This window comes from Pseudomonas sp. Irchel 3F3, from assembly GCF_900187545.1.
Classification (GTDB): Bacteria; Pseudomonadota; Gammaproteobacteria; order Pseudomonadales; family Pseudomonadaceae; genus Aquipseudomonas; species Aquipseudomonas fortuita.
Map to the genome: position 1 here is coordinate 63,594 of NZ_FYDS01000004.1, position 15,127 is coordinate 78,720.

General features: G+C 63.4%; 14 protein-coding genes. 5 read left to right on the plus strand and 9 right to left on the minus strand.

The genetic code is table 11. The features are described 5' to 3' along the window. The first annotated feature begins 1 nt into the window (after position 1). From CKW35_RS09050 to CKW35_RS09060, 3 genes are read left to right on the plus strand one after another with little or no spacing between them, the layout of a single operon-like run. Positions 2-913, plus strand: a complete 912-nt coding sequence (locus tag CKW35_RS09050) for an ABC transporter permease (RefSeq protein WP_095115741.1) — start codon at positions 2-4, stop codon at positions 911-913. Further along, positions 903-1,709, plus strand: coding sequence for an ABC transporter permease (locus CKW35_RS09055; protein ID WP_016485158.1), 807 nt, complete (start codon positions 903-905; stop codon positions 1,707-1,709). The genes CKW35_RS09050 and CKW35_RS09055 overlap by 11 nt, the downstream gene beginning before the upstream one ends. Before the next feature lie 17 nt (positions 1,710-1,726). After that, positions 1,727-3,151 carry a gamma-aminobutyraldehyde dehydrogenase gene (locus CKW35_RS09060; RefSeq protein WP_024717678.1) on the plus strand — a complete coding sequence of 475 codons (1,425 nt, stop codon included), beginning with the start codon at positions 1,727-1,729 and terminating at the stop codon, positions 3,149-3,151. A gap of 116 nt (positions 3,152-3,267) precedes the next feature. Here the strand turns inward: CKW35_RS09060 and CKW35_RS09065 are convergent, their stop codons facing one another. The 3 genes from CKW35_RS09065 to CKW35_RS09075 all read right to left on the minus strand — a co-directional run bounded on the left by CKW35_RS09065 (position 3,268) and on the right by CKW35_RS09075 (position 7,109). Beyond that, the gene (locus tag CKW35_RS09065) at positions 3,268-4,374 is read right to left on the minus strand and encodes an NADH:flavin oxidoreductase/NADH oxidase (RefSeq protein ID WP_016485156.1); all 1,107 of its coding nucleotides are present in this window, start codon (positions 4,372-4,374) and stop codon (positions 3,268-3,270) included. 474 nt (positions 4,375-4,848) lie between these two features. After that, a complete protein-coding gene (gene recJ / locus CKW35_RS09070; protein WP_095115743.1) occupies positions 4,849-6,558 on the minus strand; it encodes a single-stranded-DNA-specific exonuclease RecJ in 1,710 nt (569 codons plus the stop codon). Positions 6,559-6,566: 8 nt separating this feature from the next. Beyond that, positions 6,567-7,109: a YaeQ family protein gene (locus CKW35_RS09075; protein WP_016485154.1), complete on the minus strand. Its 543-nt coding sequence runs from the start codon at positions 7,107-7,109 to the stop codon at positions 6,567-6,569. A gap of 131 nt (positions 7,110-7,240) precedes the next feature. Here CKW35_RS09075 and CKW35_RS09080 point away from each other — a divergent pair, with 131 nt between their 5' ends. Both CKW35_RS09080 and CKW35_RS09085 read left to right on the plus strand, forming a co-directional pair. Continuing rightward, a complete protein-coding gene (locus CKW35_RS09080; RefSeq protein WP_095115745.1) occupies positions 7,241-8,440 on the plus strand; it encodes a CaiB/BaiF CoA-transferase family protein in 1,200 nt (399 codons plus the stop codon). A gap of 21 nt (positions 8,441-8,461) precedes the next feature. Next, entirely contained in the window at positions 8,462-9,337 is an 876-nt protein-coding gene (locus tag CKW35_RS09085) for a TIGR02285 family protein (protein WP_016485152.1), read from the plus strand. Between the two features lie 172 nt (positions 9,338-9,509). Here CKW35_RS09085 and CKW35_RS09090 read toward each other — a convergent pair whose 3' ends face one another. The 6 genes from CKW35_RS09090 to xerD form a co-directional block, all read right to left on the minus strand. After that, positions 9,510-9,791, minus strand: a complete 282-nt coding sequence (locus CKW35_RS09090) for a DUF3509 domain-containing protein (RefSeq protein ID WP_016485151.1) — start codon at positions 9,789-9,791, stop codon at positions 9,510-9,512. A 78-nt stretch (positions 9,792-9,869) separates the two neighbouring features. Then, positions 9,870-10,289: a response regulator gene (locus CKW35_RS09095; protein ID WP_095115747.1), complete on the minus strand. Its 420-nt coding sequence runs from the start codon at positions 10,287-10,289 to the stop codon at positions 9,870-9,872. Positions 10,290-10,420: 131 nt separating this feature from the next. Continuing rightward, positions 10,421-11,830, minus strand: a complete 1,410-nt coding sequence (gene thrC / locus CKW35_RS09100) for a threonine synthase (RefSeq protein ID WP_095115749.1) — start codon at positions 11,828-11,830, stop codon at positions 10,421-10,423. 60 nt (positions 11,831-11,890) lie between these two features. Beyond that, positions 11,891-13,195: a homoserine dehydrogenase gene (locus CKW35_RS09105; RefSeq protein WP_016485148.1), complete on the minus strand. Its 1,305-nt coding sequence runs from the start codon at positions 13,193-13,195 to the stop codon at positions 11,891-11,893. Between the two features lie 83 nt (positions 13,196-13,278). Further along, complete coding sequence (locus CKW35_RS09110; RefSeq protein WP_016485147.1) at positions 13,279-14,022, minus strand: thioredoxin fold domain-containing protein; 744 nt, start codon at positions 14,020-14,022, stop codon at positions 13,279-13,281. A 153-nt stretch (positions 14,023-14,175) separates the two neighbouring features. Further along, positions 14,176-15,072, minus strand: coding sequence for a site-specific tyrosine recombinase XerD (gene xerD / locus CKW35_RS09115; RefSeq protein ID WP_016485146.1), 897 nt, complete (start codon positions 15,070-15,072; stop codon positions 14,176-14,178). Positions 15,073-15,127 lie beyond the last annotated feature (55 nt).

The following is a 15,127-nucleotide window of genomic DNA, read 5'->3' on the forward strand; positions in this document are numbered from 1 at the left end:
AATGAGCACACTGCGCAGCCTGGCCAACCTGCTGTACCGGCGCCCAAACCTTTACCTGGCACTGCTGCTCATACCCCCGCTGACCTGGTTCGGCGCAATCTACCTGGGCTCGTTGCTGAACTTGCTGTGGCAAGGCTTCTATACCTTCGACGACTTCACCATGGCGGTGACCCCGGACCTGACCCTGGGCAACTTCGCCGCGCTGTTCAACCCGTCGAACTTCGACATCATTCTGCGCACCCTGGGCATGGCGGTGGCAGTGTCGCTGGCCAGCGCGGTACTGGCCTTCCCCATCGCCTATTACATGGCGCGCTATACCAGCGGCAAGACCAAGGCATTTTTCTACATCGCGGTGATGATGCCGCTGTGGGCCAGCTACATCGTCAAGACCTACGCCTGGACCCTGCTGCTGGCCAAGGGCGGCGTGGCCCAGTGGTTTGTCCAGCAGTTGCACCTGGATGGCCTGCTGCAAGCGCTGCTGGCCGTGCCCGGTGTGGGCGGCAGCACGCTGTCGACCTCCCACCTGGGGCGCTTCATGGTATTCGTGTACATCTGGCTGCCGTTCATGATCCTGCCGATCCAGGCCGCGCTGGAGCGCCTGCCGCCTTCGCTGCTGCAAGCCTCGGCAGACCTTGGCGCACGGCCTGGGCAAACCTTTTTGCAAGTGATCCTGCCGCTGTCGATCCCGGGCATCGCCGCCGGCTCGATCTTCACCTTCTCGCTAACCCTGGGTGACTTCATCGTGCCGCAGCTGGTCGGCCCGCCCGGCTACTTCATCGGCAGCATGGTCTATGCCCAGCAAGGGGCGATCGGCAACATGCCGATGGCCGCCGCGTTCACCCTGGTGCCCATCGTGCTGATTGCGGTGTACCTGTCCATCGTCAAGCGCCTGGGGGCCTTCGATGCACTCTGAAAAAGCGTCTACAGGGCTGCGCCTGGCGGCCTGGGGCGGGCTGCTGTTCCTGCATTTCCCGATCCTGATCATCTTCCTGTACGCCTTCAACACCGAAGACGCGGCATTCAGCTTCCCGCCCAAGGGCTTCACCCTGAAATGGATTGGTGTGGCCTTCGCCCGGCCCGATGTGCTGGAGGCGATCAAGCTGTCGCTGCAGGTGGCCTGCTTGGCCACGCTGATTGCCCTGGTGCTCGGCACATTGGCGTCAGTCGCACTGTATCGGCGCAACTTCTTCGGCAAAGAGAGCATTTCGCTGATGCTGATCCTGCCCATTGCCTTGCCCGGCATCATCACCGGCATCGCCCTGCTCTCGGCGTTCAAGACCTTGGGGATAGAGCCCGGGGTGTTCACCATCGTGGTCGGCCACGCCACGTTCTGCGTGGTGATTGTCTACAACAACGTGATCGCCCGCCTGCGGCGCACCTCGCAAAACCTGATCGAAGCGTCGATGGACCTGGGCGCCGATGGCTGGCAGACCTTCCGCTACATCATCCTGCCCAACCTCGGCTCGGCGCTGCTGGCCGGCGGCATGCTGGCTTTTGCCCTGTCGTTCGATGAAATCATCGTCACCACCTTCACCGCCGGCCACGAACGCACCCTGCCGATCTGGCTGCTCAACCAGCTGAGCCGACCGCGCGACGTGCCGGTGACCAACGTGGTCGCCATGCTGGTGATGCTGGTGACCATGCTGCCAATCCTTGGCGCCTATTACCTGACCCGCGGCGGCGAGAGCGTCGCGGGCAGTGGCAAATGACACTGGAGGAGCCCCCGATGCAAACGCAGATGCTGATCAATGGCCAGCTGGTCGCAGGTCAAGGCCCGGCCTGGACCGTACTCAACCCGGCGCTGGGTACGGCCCTGGCGCAAATCAACGAAGCCACCGAGGCCCAGGTGGACAGCGCCGTGCGCGCCGCCGACCAAGCCTTCGACAGCTGGTCGCAAACCAGCCCCAAGGATCGCTCGCAAACCTTGCTGGCGCTGGCGGACGCCATCGAAGCCCATGGCGATGAACTGGCCCGGCTGGAATCGCAGAACTGCGGCAAGCCCCTCAGCGCGGCGCTGAACGACGAAATCCCGGCGATTGCCGATGTGTTCCGCTACTTTGCCGGTGCGGCGCGCTGCCTGGGCGGCTCGGCGGCCGGCGAATATCTGCCGGGCCACACCTCGATGATCCGTCGCGACCCGTTGGGTGTGGTGGCCTCCATCGCACCCTGGAACTACCCGTTGATGATGCTGGCCTGGAAGATCGCGCCGGCCTTGGCAGCCGGCAACACGGTGGTGATCAAACCCTCCGAACTGACCCCGCTGACCGCCTTGCGACTGGGTGAACTGGCCCAGGACCTGCTGCCGCCGGGCGTGCTGAACATTCTCTTTGGCCGCGGCCAGACCGTCGGCAACCCGCTGGTCAGCCATCCCAAGGTGCGCATGGTGTCGCTGACAGGCTCCATCCCCACGGGCGCGCACATCATCAGCGCCACCGCCGACAGCGTGAAACGCATGCACATGGAGCTGGGTGGCAAGGCGCCTGTGCTGGTGTTTGATGATGCTGACATCGACGCCGCCATCGACGGCATCCGCACGTTCGGCTTCTACAACGCCGGCCAGGACTGCACCGCAGCCTGTCGCCTTTATGTGCAGGACGGTATCTACGACCGCTTCGTCGAGGGCCTGGGTGCAGCAGTAGCGAGCCTGAAACCTGGCCTGCAGGAGGCCGAGGACACCGAACTGGGGCCGCTGATCAGTGCCCAGCACCGCGACAAGGTCGCCGGGCTGGTGCAGCGGGCCATCGCCCAACCGCACATTCGCCTGGTGACGGGTGGCAAGGCGATTGAGGGCAATGGTTTCTACTTCGAGCCGACCGTGCTGGCCGACGCCCTGCAGGACGACGAGATCGTGCGCAACGAAGTATTCGGCCCAGTGGTCTCGGTCACGCGCTTTAAAGACGAAGCGCAGGCGCTGGAATGGGCCAACGACTCCAACTACGGCCTTGCCTCATCGGTGTGGACCCGCGACACCGGCCGCGCCCACCGCCTGGCGGCGCGCTTGCAGTACGGCTGCACCTGGGTGAATACCCACTTCATGCTGGTCAGCGAAATGCCCCATGGCGGGCAGAAGCATTCAGGGTATGGGAAGGATATGTCGATGTATGGGCTGGAGGACTACACCTGCGTGCGGCATGTGATGATCAAGCATTGAGGAAAGCGTTGGAGTCTGTCGTTAGAGTTGTGGCGCGTACGAGATCGAGCGCCGCGCGGGCGGCGCTCGATTTCTGCCCTGCACAAAATTTCGCAAATCACCCGCAGGCCGGTACGCTAGTCGCGCAAATCGGACTCGTGAATCGGGTTGGCGCGGCTGGTCGCGCGCTGGTACTGCGCAGGCCAGGTGGCCTTGTTGCCGCCCAGGTCGTCGTCGGCGTGCAGTGGCCAGTACGGGTCGCGCAGCAGTTCGCGGGCGAGGAAGATGAGGTCGGCCTGGCCAGTGCGCAGAATGTGTTCGGCCTGGGCCGGTTCGGTGATCATGCCCACGGTGCCGGTGGCAATTTCCGATTCCTTGCGCACACGTTCGGCGAAGCGGGTCTGGTAGCCGGGGCCGGTGGGGATCTCGGCGTTTACCGAGGTACCGCCAGAGGACACATCGATCAGGTCCACACCCAACCCTCGCAGGCGACGAGCCAGTTCGACGGTTTCATCCGGGTTCCAGCCATCCTCGACCCAATCGGTTGCCGAAACCCGCACCAATAGCGGCAATTCGGCAGGCCACACCGTGCGCACGGCCTCGACCACCTGCAGGGTCAGGCGGATACGGTTTTCAAAGCAACTGCCGTACTCGTCGCGGCGCTGGTTGCTCAACGGTGACAGGAACTGATGCAGCAGGTAACCATGGGCGGCGTGTATTTCGACCACCTTGAAACCGGCCTTCAAGGCGCGCTCAGTCGAGGCGACAAAGGCCGCGATTACGCCCTGGATCTCGTCCTGGGTCAGCTCGTGTGGCGCTGTGTGTTGCGGGTCGAAGGCGATCTTCGATGGGCCTACTGGCTGCCAGCCTCCCTCTTCGACTTTCACACTGCCCTGTTTGCCCAGCCATGGGCGGTAGGTACTGGCCTTGCGCCCGGCGTGCGCCAATTGTATGCCCGGCACGGCCCCCTGGGCGGTAATGAAACGGGTGATGCGTTGCAGCGGTGCAATCTGGGCATCGTCCCACAGGCCGAGGTCTTCGGCGGTGATGCGGCCATCGGCAGTAACCGCCACGGCTTCCGTGATCACCAAACCCGCGCCACCCACCGCACGGCTGCCTAAATGGACAAGGTGCCAGTCGTTGGCCAGGCCATCGATGGCGGAATACTGGCACATCGGCGATACGGCGATGCGGTTGGGCAGGGTCAGCTGACGCAGGGTGTAAGGCTCGAGCAGCAGGCTCATGAGGGCACCTCCCAAGAACTCCAATGGTGATCCGGCCCGGGCACTCAATTGCACGTCCCTGGCCCAGGTCCGGTCATAACTTCAGACTAGACCAGAATGGGTGGGGGGGAGGTTCCATGGGATTTTGGGTGGGGTGCGGGTGGGGTGCGGGTGTCAGGCTCGAAAGTGATGTCGCCGGTGAGATCGAGCGCCGCCCGCGCGGCGCATCGCGACGCAAGGCCGCTCCCACATTTGTTGCAACGTGGCCATGTCTGTGAGGCCATGGTTGTCAGCCTTGGCGCATGACGGAAGGCTGGTGGAGCGATAACAGCGTCAGCGCACAGGCATCGTCAGATCAACAAGGCGCGCAACCATGGCCTTGCAGGTTTGGCACGTTGCAACAAATGTGGGAGCGGCCTTGCGTCGCGATGCGCCGCGCGGGCGGCGCTCGATTTTCGCCACACCAAACAACTCAAGGCAAGCCCAGCGACCCCGTCAGCGCGGCTCCATGTGGGCAATCATCAACTGCACACTTTCGTTGCCACGAAACTCGTTCACATCCAGCTTGTACGCCAGTTCGACCCAGCGCACGGTCGGGTTCGGCCACACTTCGCGGTCGACGCCAAAAGCAATGCCATCCAGTCGCACCGAACCACACTCGCTCTTGAGCACCACCTTCAGGTGCCGCTCGCCCACCACGCGCTGCTCCACCAGCTGGAACACGCCGTGGAACAGCGGCTCGGGGAAATGCTGGCCCCAAGGCCCGGCATGGCGCAGGGCCTTGGCCAGGTCGAGGTGAAATTCCTCCACGGCCAGGCTGCCATCTGACAACAGCCGACCTGTCAGGTCTTCCTCACGCAGCTGGCGACGCACTTCTTCGTCAAACGCCTCGGCAAAGGCCGGGAAATTACCCTCAGGCAACGATAAGCCCGCAGCCATGGCGTGGCCGCCGAACTTGCTGATCAGTTGTGGGTGGCGCGCCGCCACGGCATCCAGTGCATCGCGGATGTGGAAGCCTGGTACCGACCGCGCCGACCCTTTGAGCATGCCTTCACCGGCATCGGCGAAGGCGATGGTAGGCCGGTGGTAACGCTCTTTCAGCCGCGAAGCCAGAATACCGATCACGCCCTGGTGCCAGTCGGCATCGAACAGGCACAACCCATACGGCATGGACTCCACCGGCAGGTCCTTGAGCTGGGCCAGGGCCTCGCGTTGCATGCCCTGCTCGATGGACTTGCGGTCCTGGTTCAACCCGTCAAGCTGCTGGGCCATGTCCTGGGCCAGCGCCGCGTCTTCGCACAGCAGGCACTCGATGCCCAGGCTCATGTCGTCCAGGCGACCGGCGGCGTTCAGCCGCGGGCCCAGGATGAAGCCAAGGTCAGTCGAGGTGATACGCCGGTGATCGCGGCGGGCCACTTCGAGAATTGCTTTAAGCCCTGGGCGGGCGCGACCGGCGCGGATGCGCTCAAGGCCCTGATGCACCAGGATGCGGTTGTTGGCATCCAGCGGCACCACGTCGGCAACGCTGCCCAACGCGACCAGGTCGAGCAGCTCGCCGATGTTCGGCTGTGCTTGCGTCTCATAGCGCCCCAGGCTGCGCAGGCGCGCGCGCAGGGCCATCAGCACATAGAAGATCACCCCTACCCCGGCCAGCGCCTTGCTCGGGAACGTACAGCCAGGCTGGTTGGGGTTGATGATAGCGTCGGCATCGGGCAGTTGCTGGCCTGGCAGGTGGTGGTCAGTGACCAGCACCTTGAGCCCGGCGGCCTTGGCTGCCGCCACACCCTCGACGCTGGAAATACCATTGTCCACGGTGATCAGCAGTTGCGGCTGACGCTGCAGCGCCACCTCGACGATTTCCGGGGTCAGGCCATAGCCGTATTCGAAGCGGTTGGGCACCAGGTAATCGACGTGGGCCGCACCCAGCAGCCGCAGGCCCAGCACCCCGACGGTGCTTGCCGTGGCGCCATCGGCATCGAAATCGCCAACGATAAGAATGCGCTGGCGCTGGTCCAGCGCCTCGACCAGCAGGTCGACACCGGCCTCGATGCCCTTGAGTTGCTGGTACGGCAGCAGGCGCGCCAGGCTTTTGTCGAGCTCGGCCTCGCACTGTACGCCGCGCGCGGCGTACAGACGGGTCAGCAAGGGTGGCAAGTTACCCAGAAATGGCAGTGTCGGCGGCAGGGGGCGAGGTTCAATACGCATAGGTCGCTTCAGCCACGCTCACCGAGCAGCCACTGCAGTTGCACCTCGTGCTGGCCACGGTCATCGGTCACGAACACCGTACCTTCACTGATCATCACGTCCCACTTGATGCTGCGCGGCATGTCGGTAGCCAGCGTCTCCAGCACCTCCTGAGGCACGGCAGCGATGTTCAGGTTTTTCAGGTTCTTCACGGCACCTACCACCTTGCCTTCCCACACACGCAGGCTGCCATAGGCCAGCAGGCTGGTGCGTTCGGTACGGCGCGAGCACCAGGTCAGGCGGTCGGCGTCTGGCTGGCCAACTTCGATCCAGTGCAACACGCGATCATCCAGGCTCTTTTCCCACAGCGCCGGCTCATCGACATCCGAAAGACCGCGGCCAAACGACAAGTTCTCGTTGTACCAGAGCGCGTACGCCAACAGACGAACCGCCATACGCTCTTCCGTTTCCGAAGGATGGCGGGCAATGGTCTGCTTGACGCTTTCGTAGACATTGCGATCAAGGTCGGTCAGATTCAATTCGAACTTGTAGGTGGTGGACGGCTGGGCCATGGTCGACGGGCTTCGTGCAAAAGAAAAGTGGCACAGTCTAACCCATCCGCTCCCTCCATGCGCCGCAGCAGTACCCGGCGAAACCGACGTGTGATAAAACCACGGCTCTGCCCAGCTGCCACGGATACCCCATGTCGACGCCCAGCAAACCCCTCGCCGGCCTCAAAGTTGTCGAACTTGGCACCCTGATTGCCGGGCCGTTTGCCTCGCGCATCTGTGCCGAATTCGGCGCCGAGGTGATCAAGGTCGAATCCCCCGACGGCGGCGACCCGTTGCGCAAGTGGCGCAAGCTGTACGAGGGCACTTCGCTGTGGTGGTTCGTGCAGGCGCGCAACAAGCAATCGCTCACCCTCAACCTCAAGCACCCCGAGGGCCGCGAGATTCTGAAGCGCCTGCTGGCCGACGCCGACATCCTGATCGAGAACTTCCGCCCGGGCGTGCTGGAAAAGCTCGGCCTGGGCTGGGATGTGCTGCATGCGCTGAACCCGGGCCTGGTGATGGTGCGCCTTTCGGGCTTTGGCCAGACCGGGCCGATGAAAGACCAGCCGGGCTTTGGCGCCGTGGGCGAGTCGATGGGCGGTTTGCGCTACATCACCGGCTTCGACGACCGCCCGCCGGTGCGCACGGGCATTTCCATCGGTGACTCGATTGCCGCCTTGTGGGGGGTAATCGGCGCGCTGATGGCGCTGCGCCACCGTGAAGTCAATGGCGGCCAGGGCCAGGTGGTGGACGTGGCGCTGTACGAGGCGATTTTCGCCATGATGGAAAGCATGGTCCCGGAATTCGATGTGTTCGGCTTTATCCGCGAGCGCACCGGCAACATCATGCCGGGTATCACGCCCTCCTCGATCCATACCAGCGCCGACGGCAAGCACGTGCAGATCGGCGCCAACGGCGATGCAATCTTCAAGCGCTTCATGCAGGCCATCGGCCGTGCCGACCTGGCAGAAGACCCGACCTTGGCCAGCAACGATGGCCGTGACCTGCGCCGAGACGAACTGTACGGGGTGATCGACCGCTGGGCCAACAGCCTGCCCCAGGAGCAATTGATGCAGGTACTGACCACGGCCGAAGTGCCCGCCAGCCGTATCTATTCGGCCGAGGACATGTTCAAGGACCCGCAGTACCTGGCGCGGGAGATGTTCTTGCAAGCCAAGCTGCCGGACGGCAAGCCGTTCCGCATGCCGGGCATCGTGCCCAAGCTGTCGGATACGCCTGGTTCCACCGAGTGGGTCGGCCCGGCGCTGGGCGAACATACCGAAGCACTGCTTACCCGCCTGGGCTATGACGCGGCGGCCATTGCCGGCCTGCGCGAAGCCGGCGCGGTCTGACGCCTGCCGCCGCCCTCGCCCATGCGCGCTGCCCGCGGGTTACGCCACCTGATCCTGCTGTGCGGGCTACTGCCCGCATTGCTCCTGCAGCCAGTCAGTGCCAAAGAACGCATCGTCTGGCTGGTACGTGACCTGCCGCCCTTCACCATTTTTCACGGCACGGAAAAAGGCCAAGGGGTAATCGACCAGTTGTTGCCGCTGCTCATCGGGCAGATGCCTGAATACGACCACAGCATCGTACGGGTCAACCGCGCCCGCGGCATCCAGATGCTGCAAGACCGCAACAGCTTCACCTGCGACCCGACACTGCTATGGACCGCGGAACGTGCCGAATATGTGCGCTTTTCCATGCCATCGCTGGGCGTGCTCAGCGGTGGCCTGGTGCTGCGCCAGGAAAACCAGGCGCTGGTGGCACCCTACCTCGACGGGCAGCAGGTAGACCTGCATGGCCTGCTGAGCAACGACTCGCTGAAGCTCGGAATTGTTGCCGAGCGCAGCTACGGCACCCAGATTGACGCCATCCTGCGCCAGTTGCCCGACAGCGTGCTCAGCCGCCATTACGGCAATGATGCCACCGCCAACCTGCTGCAGATGCAACAGCTGGGGCGCCTGCGCATGGTGCTCGGGTACTGGCCGGAAGTGCGTTATCTGATTCAGCAGCAAGGGGGCTCACTGGCGGATTACCAGTTTCATCCTGTGCAGGGGGTGGCGCGCTACCAGTTTTTGCATGTAGGTTGCTCGGACAGCCCGCTAGGGCGCGCAGCGATCGCGCATATCGACCAGCTCTTGCCTGCACTGCGCCGGAATGTGTTGCCACAGTGGTATGCGCGCTGGCTGGACCCGGCGCTGCATGAAGACTACCTGGAAGAAAGCAAGCACTTCTTCGAAGACCAATAGCCGGTTGATCAGCATGCCTGGGCCCTGTAAAAGCCTGCCCGGAAAAAAGAAACCCCGGACGCTGGGGAAGACGCCCGGGGCCAAGCGAAAGCCATTGAGGCTTCCCGAGGTAGCATTGCCAGCACCGGAGCAAAGCACTGGCTGGCTACCCTTACACTGTCTGATGAGCTACTCAGGCAAAGGTTCCCCTCGGTTCCTGACGCTGCTGCAGCGCCGCGATCACACAGGGCTGCAAACGCCCTTCGGCGATCTGCAAGTCACGGTGCAGGCCATCTACCAGATCGATCAACAGGCGCTGCTCTTGCAACTGACGCTCGCTGACCGTGCGCCGTAGCGTAATGCCGGCGACACGGTCGTGCAGGGTCAATTGGCGATTACCGCTGGCATCAGCAACGCCGAGCTGGGCCTGGTAAGGCGTCAGGGCTTCGTTGAGCAGTTTGCAGATTCTTTCCATCCGGGTCACTCGCTGCGTGGTGGGATCTAAAGGAACTGACCAACAAGCGCAGCGCAAAGTTCGTCATGCCGCGCAGTTTCAGTGAGCATGCGTGGCAGACGTGACAGTTTGAATACGCCGCCACGGGCGGGCTTGCAGCGCTTGCAAGGCACGCTGCAGGCGTGTGGTAGAAAGCGGCCAGGGGAGTTCGGCGAGCACCCAAAGGCCCCGATTTCTTGCCGCCTGGGCAAGGTCCTGGTGTTTGGGAGTGGCTTGGCCGACGAACAACAGCGCACGTGCTCGATGCTGCCGTGCGAGCAAGGCAAGGCCCGCCCGGGTTGGCATGGCATGGTCAAGAATCAGCAGATCGGGCCCACGTTCAGCGGCCAGGCAGGCGTCCAGGTCGGTTGCGTTTGCGCTGATGCGCACGTTGAACATGCCTTGGGCATTGAGGGCCTGGTGCAGGATGATCTGGTGTGATGGGCGAGCCTGGTGGATCAACACGTAGGGCTGGTGCATATGCCGCTCCTGGTGAGAGGACCGGCTAATTTAGGCTACGCGTTGAGGCGCCTGAATAGGACTATTCTGAAACGCTTGAGGGAAGATTCCGAGCTTCTGGAGCCGCGTTGCGGCCCCAGAAGACAACGCAGTTACAGCGGCTTGCCGCGGTTACCGTGCTGGCTGACAAAGCCCTGGACTGCTTTCAGGTCATTGGCCAGCACCGTGCAACGCTCTTCACGGCTGAACAGGTCGCTGAGGTGCGCCGGCAGTTCCAGCGCCTTGCCTACACCCGCCTTCTCTACCGCTTCCGGGAACTTGACCGGGTGCGCGGTACCCAGCACCACCATTGGCGTATCCAGGCTACGGCGGCACTCACGGGCAGCCTTGACCCCGATCGCGGTATGCGGGTCGAGCACTTCACCGGTGGCGGCGAAGACCTCGGCAATGGTCTCGCAAGTCTGCTCGTCACTCACGGCCAGCGAGTCGAACAGCTTGCGGGCTTCGGTCCAGCGGCCTTGCTCGACGCTGAAGCCGCCACCTTGTTTGAAGCTGTCCATCAGCTCGGCAATCGCCCCACCGTTGCGACCGTGCAGGTCGAACAGCAGGCGCTCGAAGTTGGACGAGACCATGATGTCCATCGACGGCGACAGGGTCGCGTGCAGGGTTTCCTTGACGTACTGATTGCCGCTCATGAAGCGGTGCAGGATGTCGTTGCGGTTGGTGGCGACGATCAGCTGGCTGACCGGCAGGCCCATGTTGCGCGCCAGGTAACCGGCGAAGATATCGCCGAAGTTGCCGGTTGGCACCGAGAATGCCACCGAACGCGCCGGGCCACCCAACTGCAGGGCTGCATGGAAGTAGTAGACGATCTGGGCCATGATGCGCGCCCAGTTGATCGAGTTGACTGCCACCAGGCGGGTGCCCTTGAGGAACGACTGGTCAGCGAAGCTGGCCTTGACCATTTCCTGGCAGTCATCGAAGTTGCCTTCGATGGCGATGTTGTGGATGTTGTCGCCGAAGAGGGTGGTCATTTGGCGGCGCTGCACTTCAGACACGCGCTGGTGCGGGTGCAGGATGAAGATGTCGACGTTGTCGCAACGGCGGCAGCCTTCGATGGCGGCGGAACCGGTATCACCGCTGGTGGCACCGATGATCACTACGCGCTCGTTACGCTTGGCCAACACGTGGTCAAGCAGACGGCCAAGCAGTTGCAGGGCGAAGTCCTTGAACGCCAGGGTCGGGCCGTGGAACAGCTCCAGCACCCACTCGTTGCTGTTCAGCTGACGCAGCGGGGCGACCGCAGCGTGAGCGAACTCGCCGTAGGTTTCTTCGAGGATCTTCTTGAAGTCGGCGTCGGCGATGCTGCCTTCAACAAACGGGCGCATCACACGGAAGGCCAGCTCGTGGTACGGCAGGCCAGCCCACGAGGCGATTTCTTCCTGGGTAAAGCGTGGCAGGTTCTCGGGGACGTACAGGCCGCCGTCACTGGCCAGGCCAGCCAGCAGCACGTCTTCGAAATTCAGGGCCGGTGCCTGGCCGCGGGTACTGATATAGCGCATGGGTGCAAACCTTCAATGCTGGGGCCGGGGCCGCACTGGCGGCCCGACGGCACTCGTTTGTTAGTTGAGCTGTTCGACGCGGATGCGCACGACCTTGCCGACCACGTCCTGCAGGGCTTCCAGGGCGACGATGGCGTCGTTGATGCTCTGCTCGACCACGCCGTGGGTCAGGAGGATCATTGGCACCAGGCCGTCCTGCTCCTCGGCTTCCTTCTGCATGATCGACTCGATGTTGATGCCACGCTCCGACAGGATGCTGGCCACCTGGGCCAGTACGCCTGGGTGATCCTTGGCCTGGATGCGCAGGTAGTAGGCGCTTTTGCAGGCTTCGATCGGCAGGATCGGGTGGGCCGACAGCGAGTCTGGCTGGAAGGCCAGGTGCGGTACGCGGTTTTCCGGGTCGGAGGTCATGGCGCGGACCACATCGACCAAGTCGCCGACCACCGACGAAGCGGTGGGCTCCATGCCGGCGCCAGCACCGTAATACAAGGTGGAACCGGCAGCATCACCGTTGACCATGACGGCGTTCATCACACCGTTGACGTTGGCGATCAGGCGGTCGGCCGGGATCAGCGTCGGGTGCACGCGCAGCTCGATGCCTTCGGCGGTGCGGCGCGCCACGCCCAGGTGCTTGATGCGGTAACCCAGGGCCTCGGCGTAGTTCACGTCAGCGGTGGTCAGCTGGGTGATGCCTTCGGTGTAGGCCTTGTCAAACTGCAGCGGAATGCCGAAAGCGATCGACGCCAGGATGGTCAGCTTGTGCGCGGCATCGATGCCTTCGACGTCGAAGGTCGGGTCGGCTTCGGCGTAACCCAGCGCCTGGGCTTCGGCCAGCACGTCCGGGAAGGCACGGCCCTTCTCACGCATTTCGGTGAGGATGAAGTTGCCGGTGCCGTTGATGATGCCGGCCAGCCAGTTGATACGGTTGGCCGACAGGCCTTCGCGGATAGCCTTGATCACCGGGATGCCACCCGCCACGGCCGCTTCGAAGGCGACGATCACGCCCTTTTCGCGGGCCTTGGCAAAAATTTCGTTACCATGCACGGCAATCAGCGCCTTGTTGGCGGTGACCACATGCTTGCCGTTTTCGATGGCCTTGAGCACCAGATCGCGGGCGATGGTGTAGCCACCGATCAGCTCGATGACGATATCGATCTCCGGGTTGCTCGCAACTTCGAACACGTCAGCGGTAATGGGGGTACCGGTAATCTGGCAGTTCGGGTTCTGCGAGCGCATGGCGATCTGGGCCACTTCAATACCGCGCCCGGCACGGCGGGCAATCTCCTCGGCGTTGCGCTGAAGTACATTGAAGGTTCCGCCACCGACGGTCCCCAACCCACAGATGCCTACTTTGACCGGTTTCACTGTGAACTCCCCATTGAACGGCCGACACCTTCGCCGACCGTGAAACATGCCGTCACCCCATGACGACGGCGTACTGAATTGGATTACTTGGCAAGTGCCAGCTTGGCGACCTGCGGTGCCGGCTGGTAGCCCGGAATGACCTGGCCGCTTTCGAGGACGATAGCCGGCGTGCCGTTGACGCCGATCGACTGGCCCAGCTGGAATTGCTTGCCGACCGGGTTGGCGCACTTGGCGGCCTTGATCTCTTCACCTTCGACCATCTTGTCCATCGCCCCGCGGCGGTCACTGGAGCACCACACCGCCTGCAACTGCTGGTCACCCGGCGAGCCGAGCCCTTGGCGCGGGAAGGCGACATAGCGCACTTCGATACCGCGACGGTTCAACTCGGGCACTTCGGCGTGCAATTTGTGGCAATACGGGCAGGTGGTGTCGGTGAACACGGTGATGTGCGACTTGGTCTCGCCTTTGGCAGGATAAACCACCATCTCGGCGGCTGGAATGCCGTTGATGAGTTTGGCAACCCCTTGGCGTTCGGTCTTCTCGGTGAGGTTGACCGGCTTGCCGTCCTGGATCTGGAACAGGTAGCCCTGCATCACGAACTGGCCGTCGGCGCTGGCATACAACACGCGGCCGCCCTGCAGCTTGACTTCATACAGGCCGTTGAGCGGGCTGCTGGCCACGCTTTCTACTGGTACTTCCAGCTCGAGGTTCTGCAGCGATTTGCGGATGGCCTGCTCGGCCACGGCATTGCTGTCGGTTGCCGCGGCAACGGCAAAGGTACTGGCCAGCGCCAACGCGGCGGCGGCGAAAAACTGGGTCACGCGCATGGGAACTCCTGAAGGCGGACAGGGGCCGGAGGGCGCCACCTGCGGAAAATACGCGGTGGCCGTGCGGCCCTTGGTGCAAACCGCCCAAGCCTACCACATCACACCACCGGTGAAGGGGCTTGCAAGGACCAGTCGGCGGAACATGAAAAACATTCATCCACGTGGGTGGTGCTGTGCATGCAACTGCTGCAGGCGGGCTTTGGCCACGTGGGTGTAGATCTGAGTGGTCGAGAGGTCGCTGTGGCCGAGCAGCATCTGGACCACGCGCAGGTCGGCCCCATGGTTGAGCAGGTGAGTGGCAAAGGCATGGCGCAGCGTGTGTGGCGACAGCGGTTTGTCGATACCTGCCACCCGGGCATGGTGCTTGATGCGGTGCCAGAAGGTCTGGCGGGTCATCTGTTCGCCGCGCTGGCTGGGGAACAGCACGTCGCTGGGGCGGCCATTGAGCAACTCGGCGCGGCCATCGCGCTGGTAGCGCTCCAGCCACACTACTGCCTCTTCGCCCATGGGCACCAGGCGCTCTTTGCTGCCCTTGCCCATCACCCGAAGCACACCTTGGCGCAGGTTGATCTGGTCAAGGGTCAGGCTGACCAGTTCGGTGACGCGCAGACCGCAGGCATACAGCACTTCGAGCATGGCGCGGTCACGCTGGCCGATGGCTTCACCCAGGTCCGGGGCCTGCAGCAAGGCTTCAACGTCAGCTTCGGACAACGACTTGGGCAGCGGCTTGCCCAGTTGCGGCATCTCGACCTGCAGGGTCGGGTCAATCGCCACCAGCTTCTCGCGCAGCAGGTAGCGGAAGAAACCCCGCAGGCCGGACAGAAAGCGCGCCGTGGAGCGTGGCTTATAGCCCTGATCGAGGCGCCAGGCGAGGTGGTCGAGGATCAGGTCACGGCCGGCGTCGGGCAGGGAAACCGAATGCTCCTGCAGCCAGCCGTTAAACAGCGCCAGATCGCTGCGATAAGACACGCGGGTGTTGTCGGACAGGCCTTTTTCAAGCCACAGGGCGTCGAGAAACTGGTCGATCAGGGGGTGGTCTAGGGCGGGCATTCGGGGCTGCTGGGTGTTGGACGTTGGCCTAGTGTTTCACAGCAGCTGACAGGTT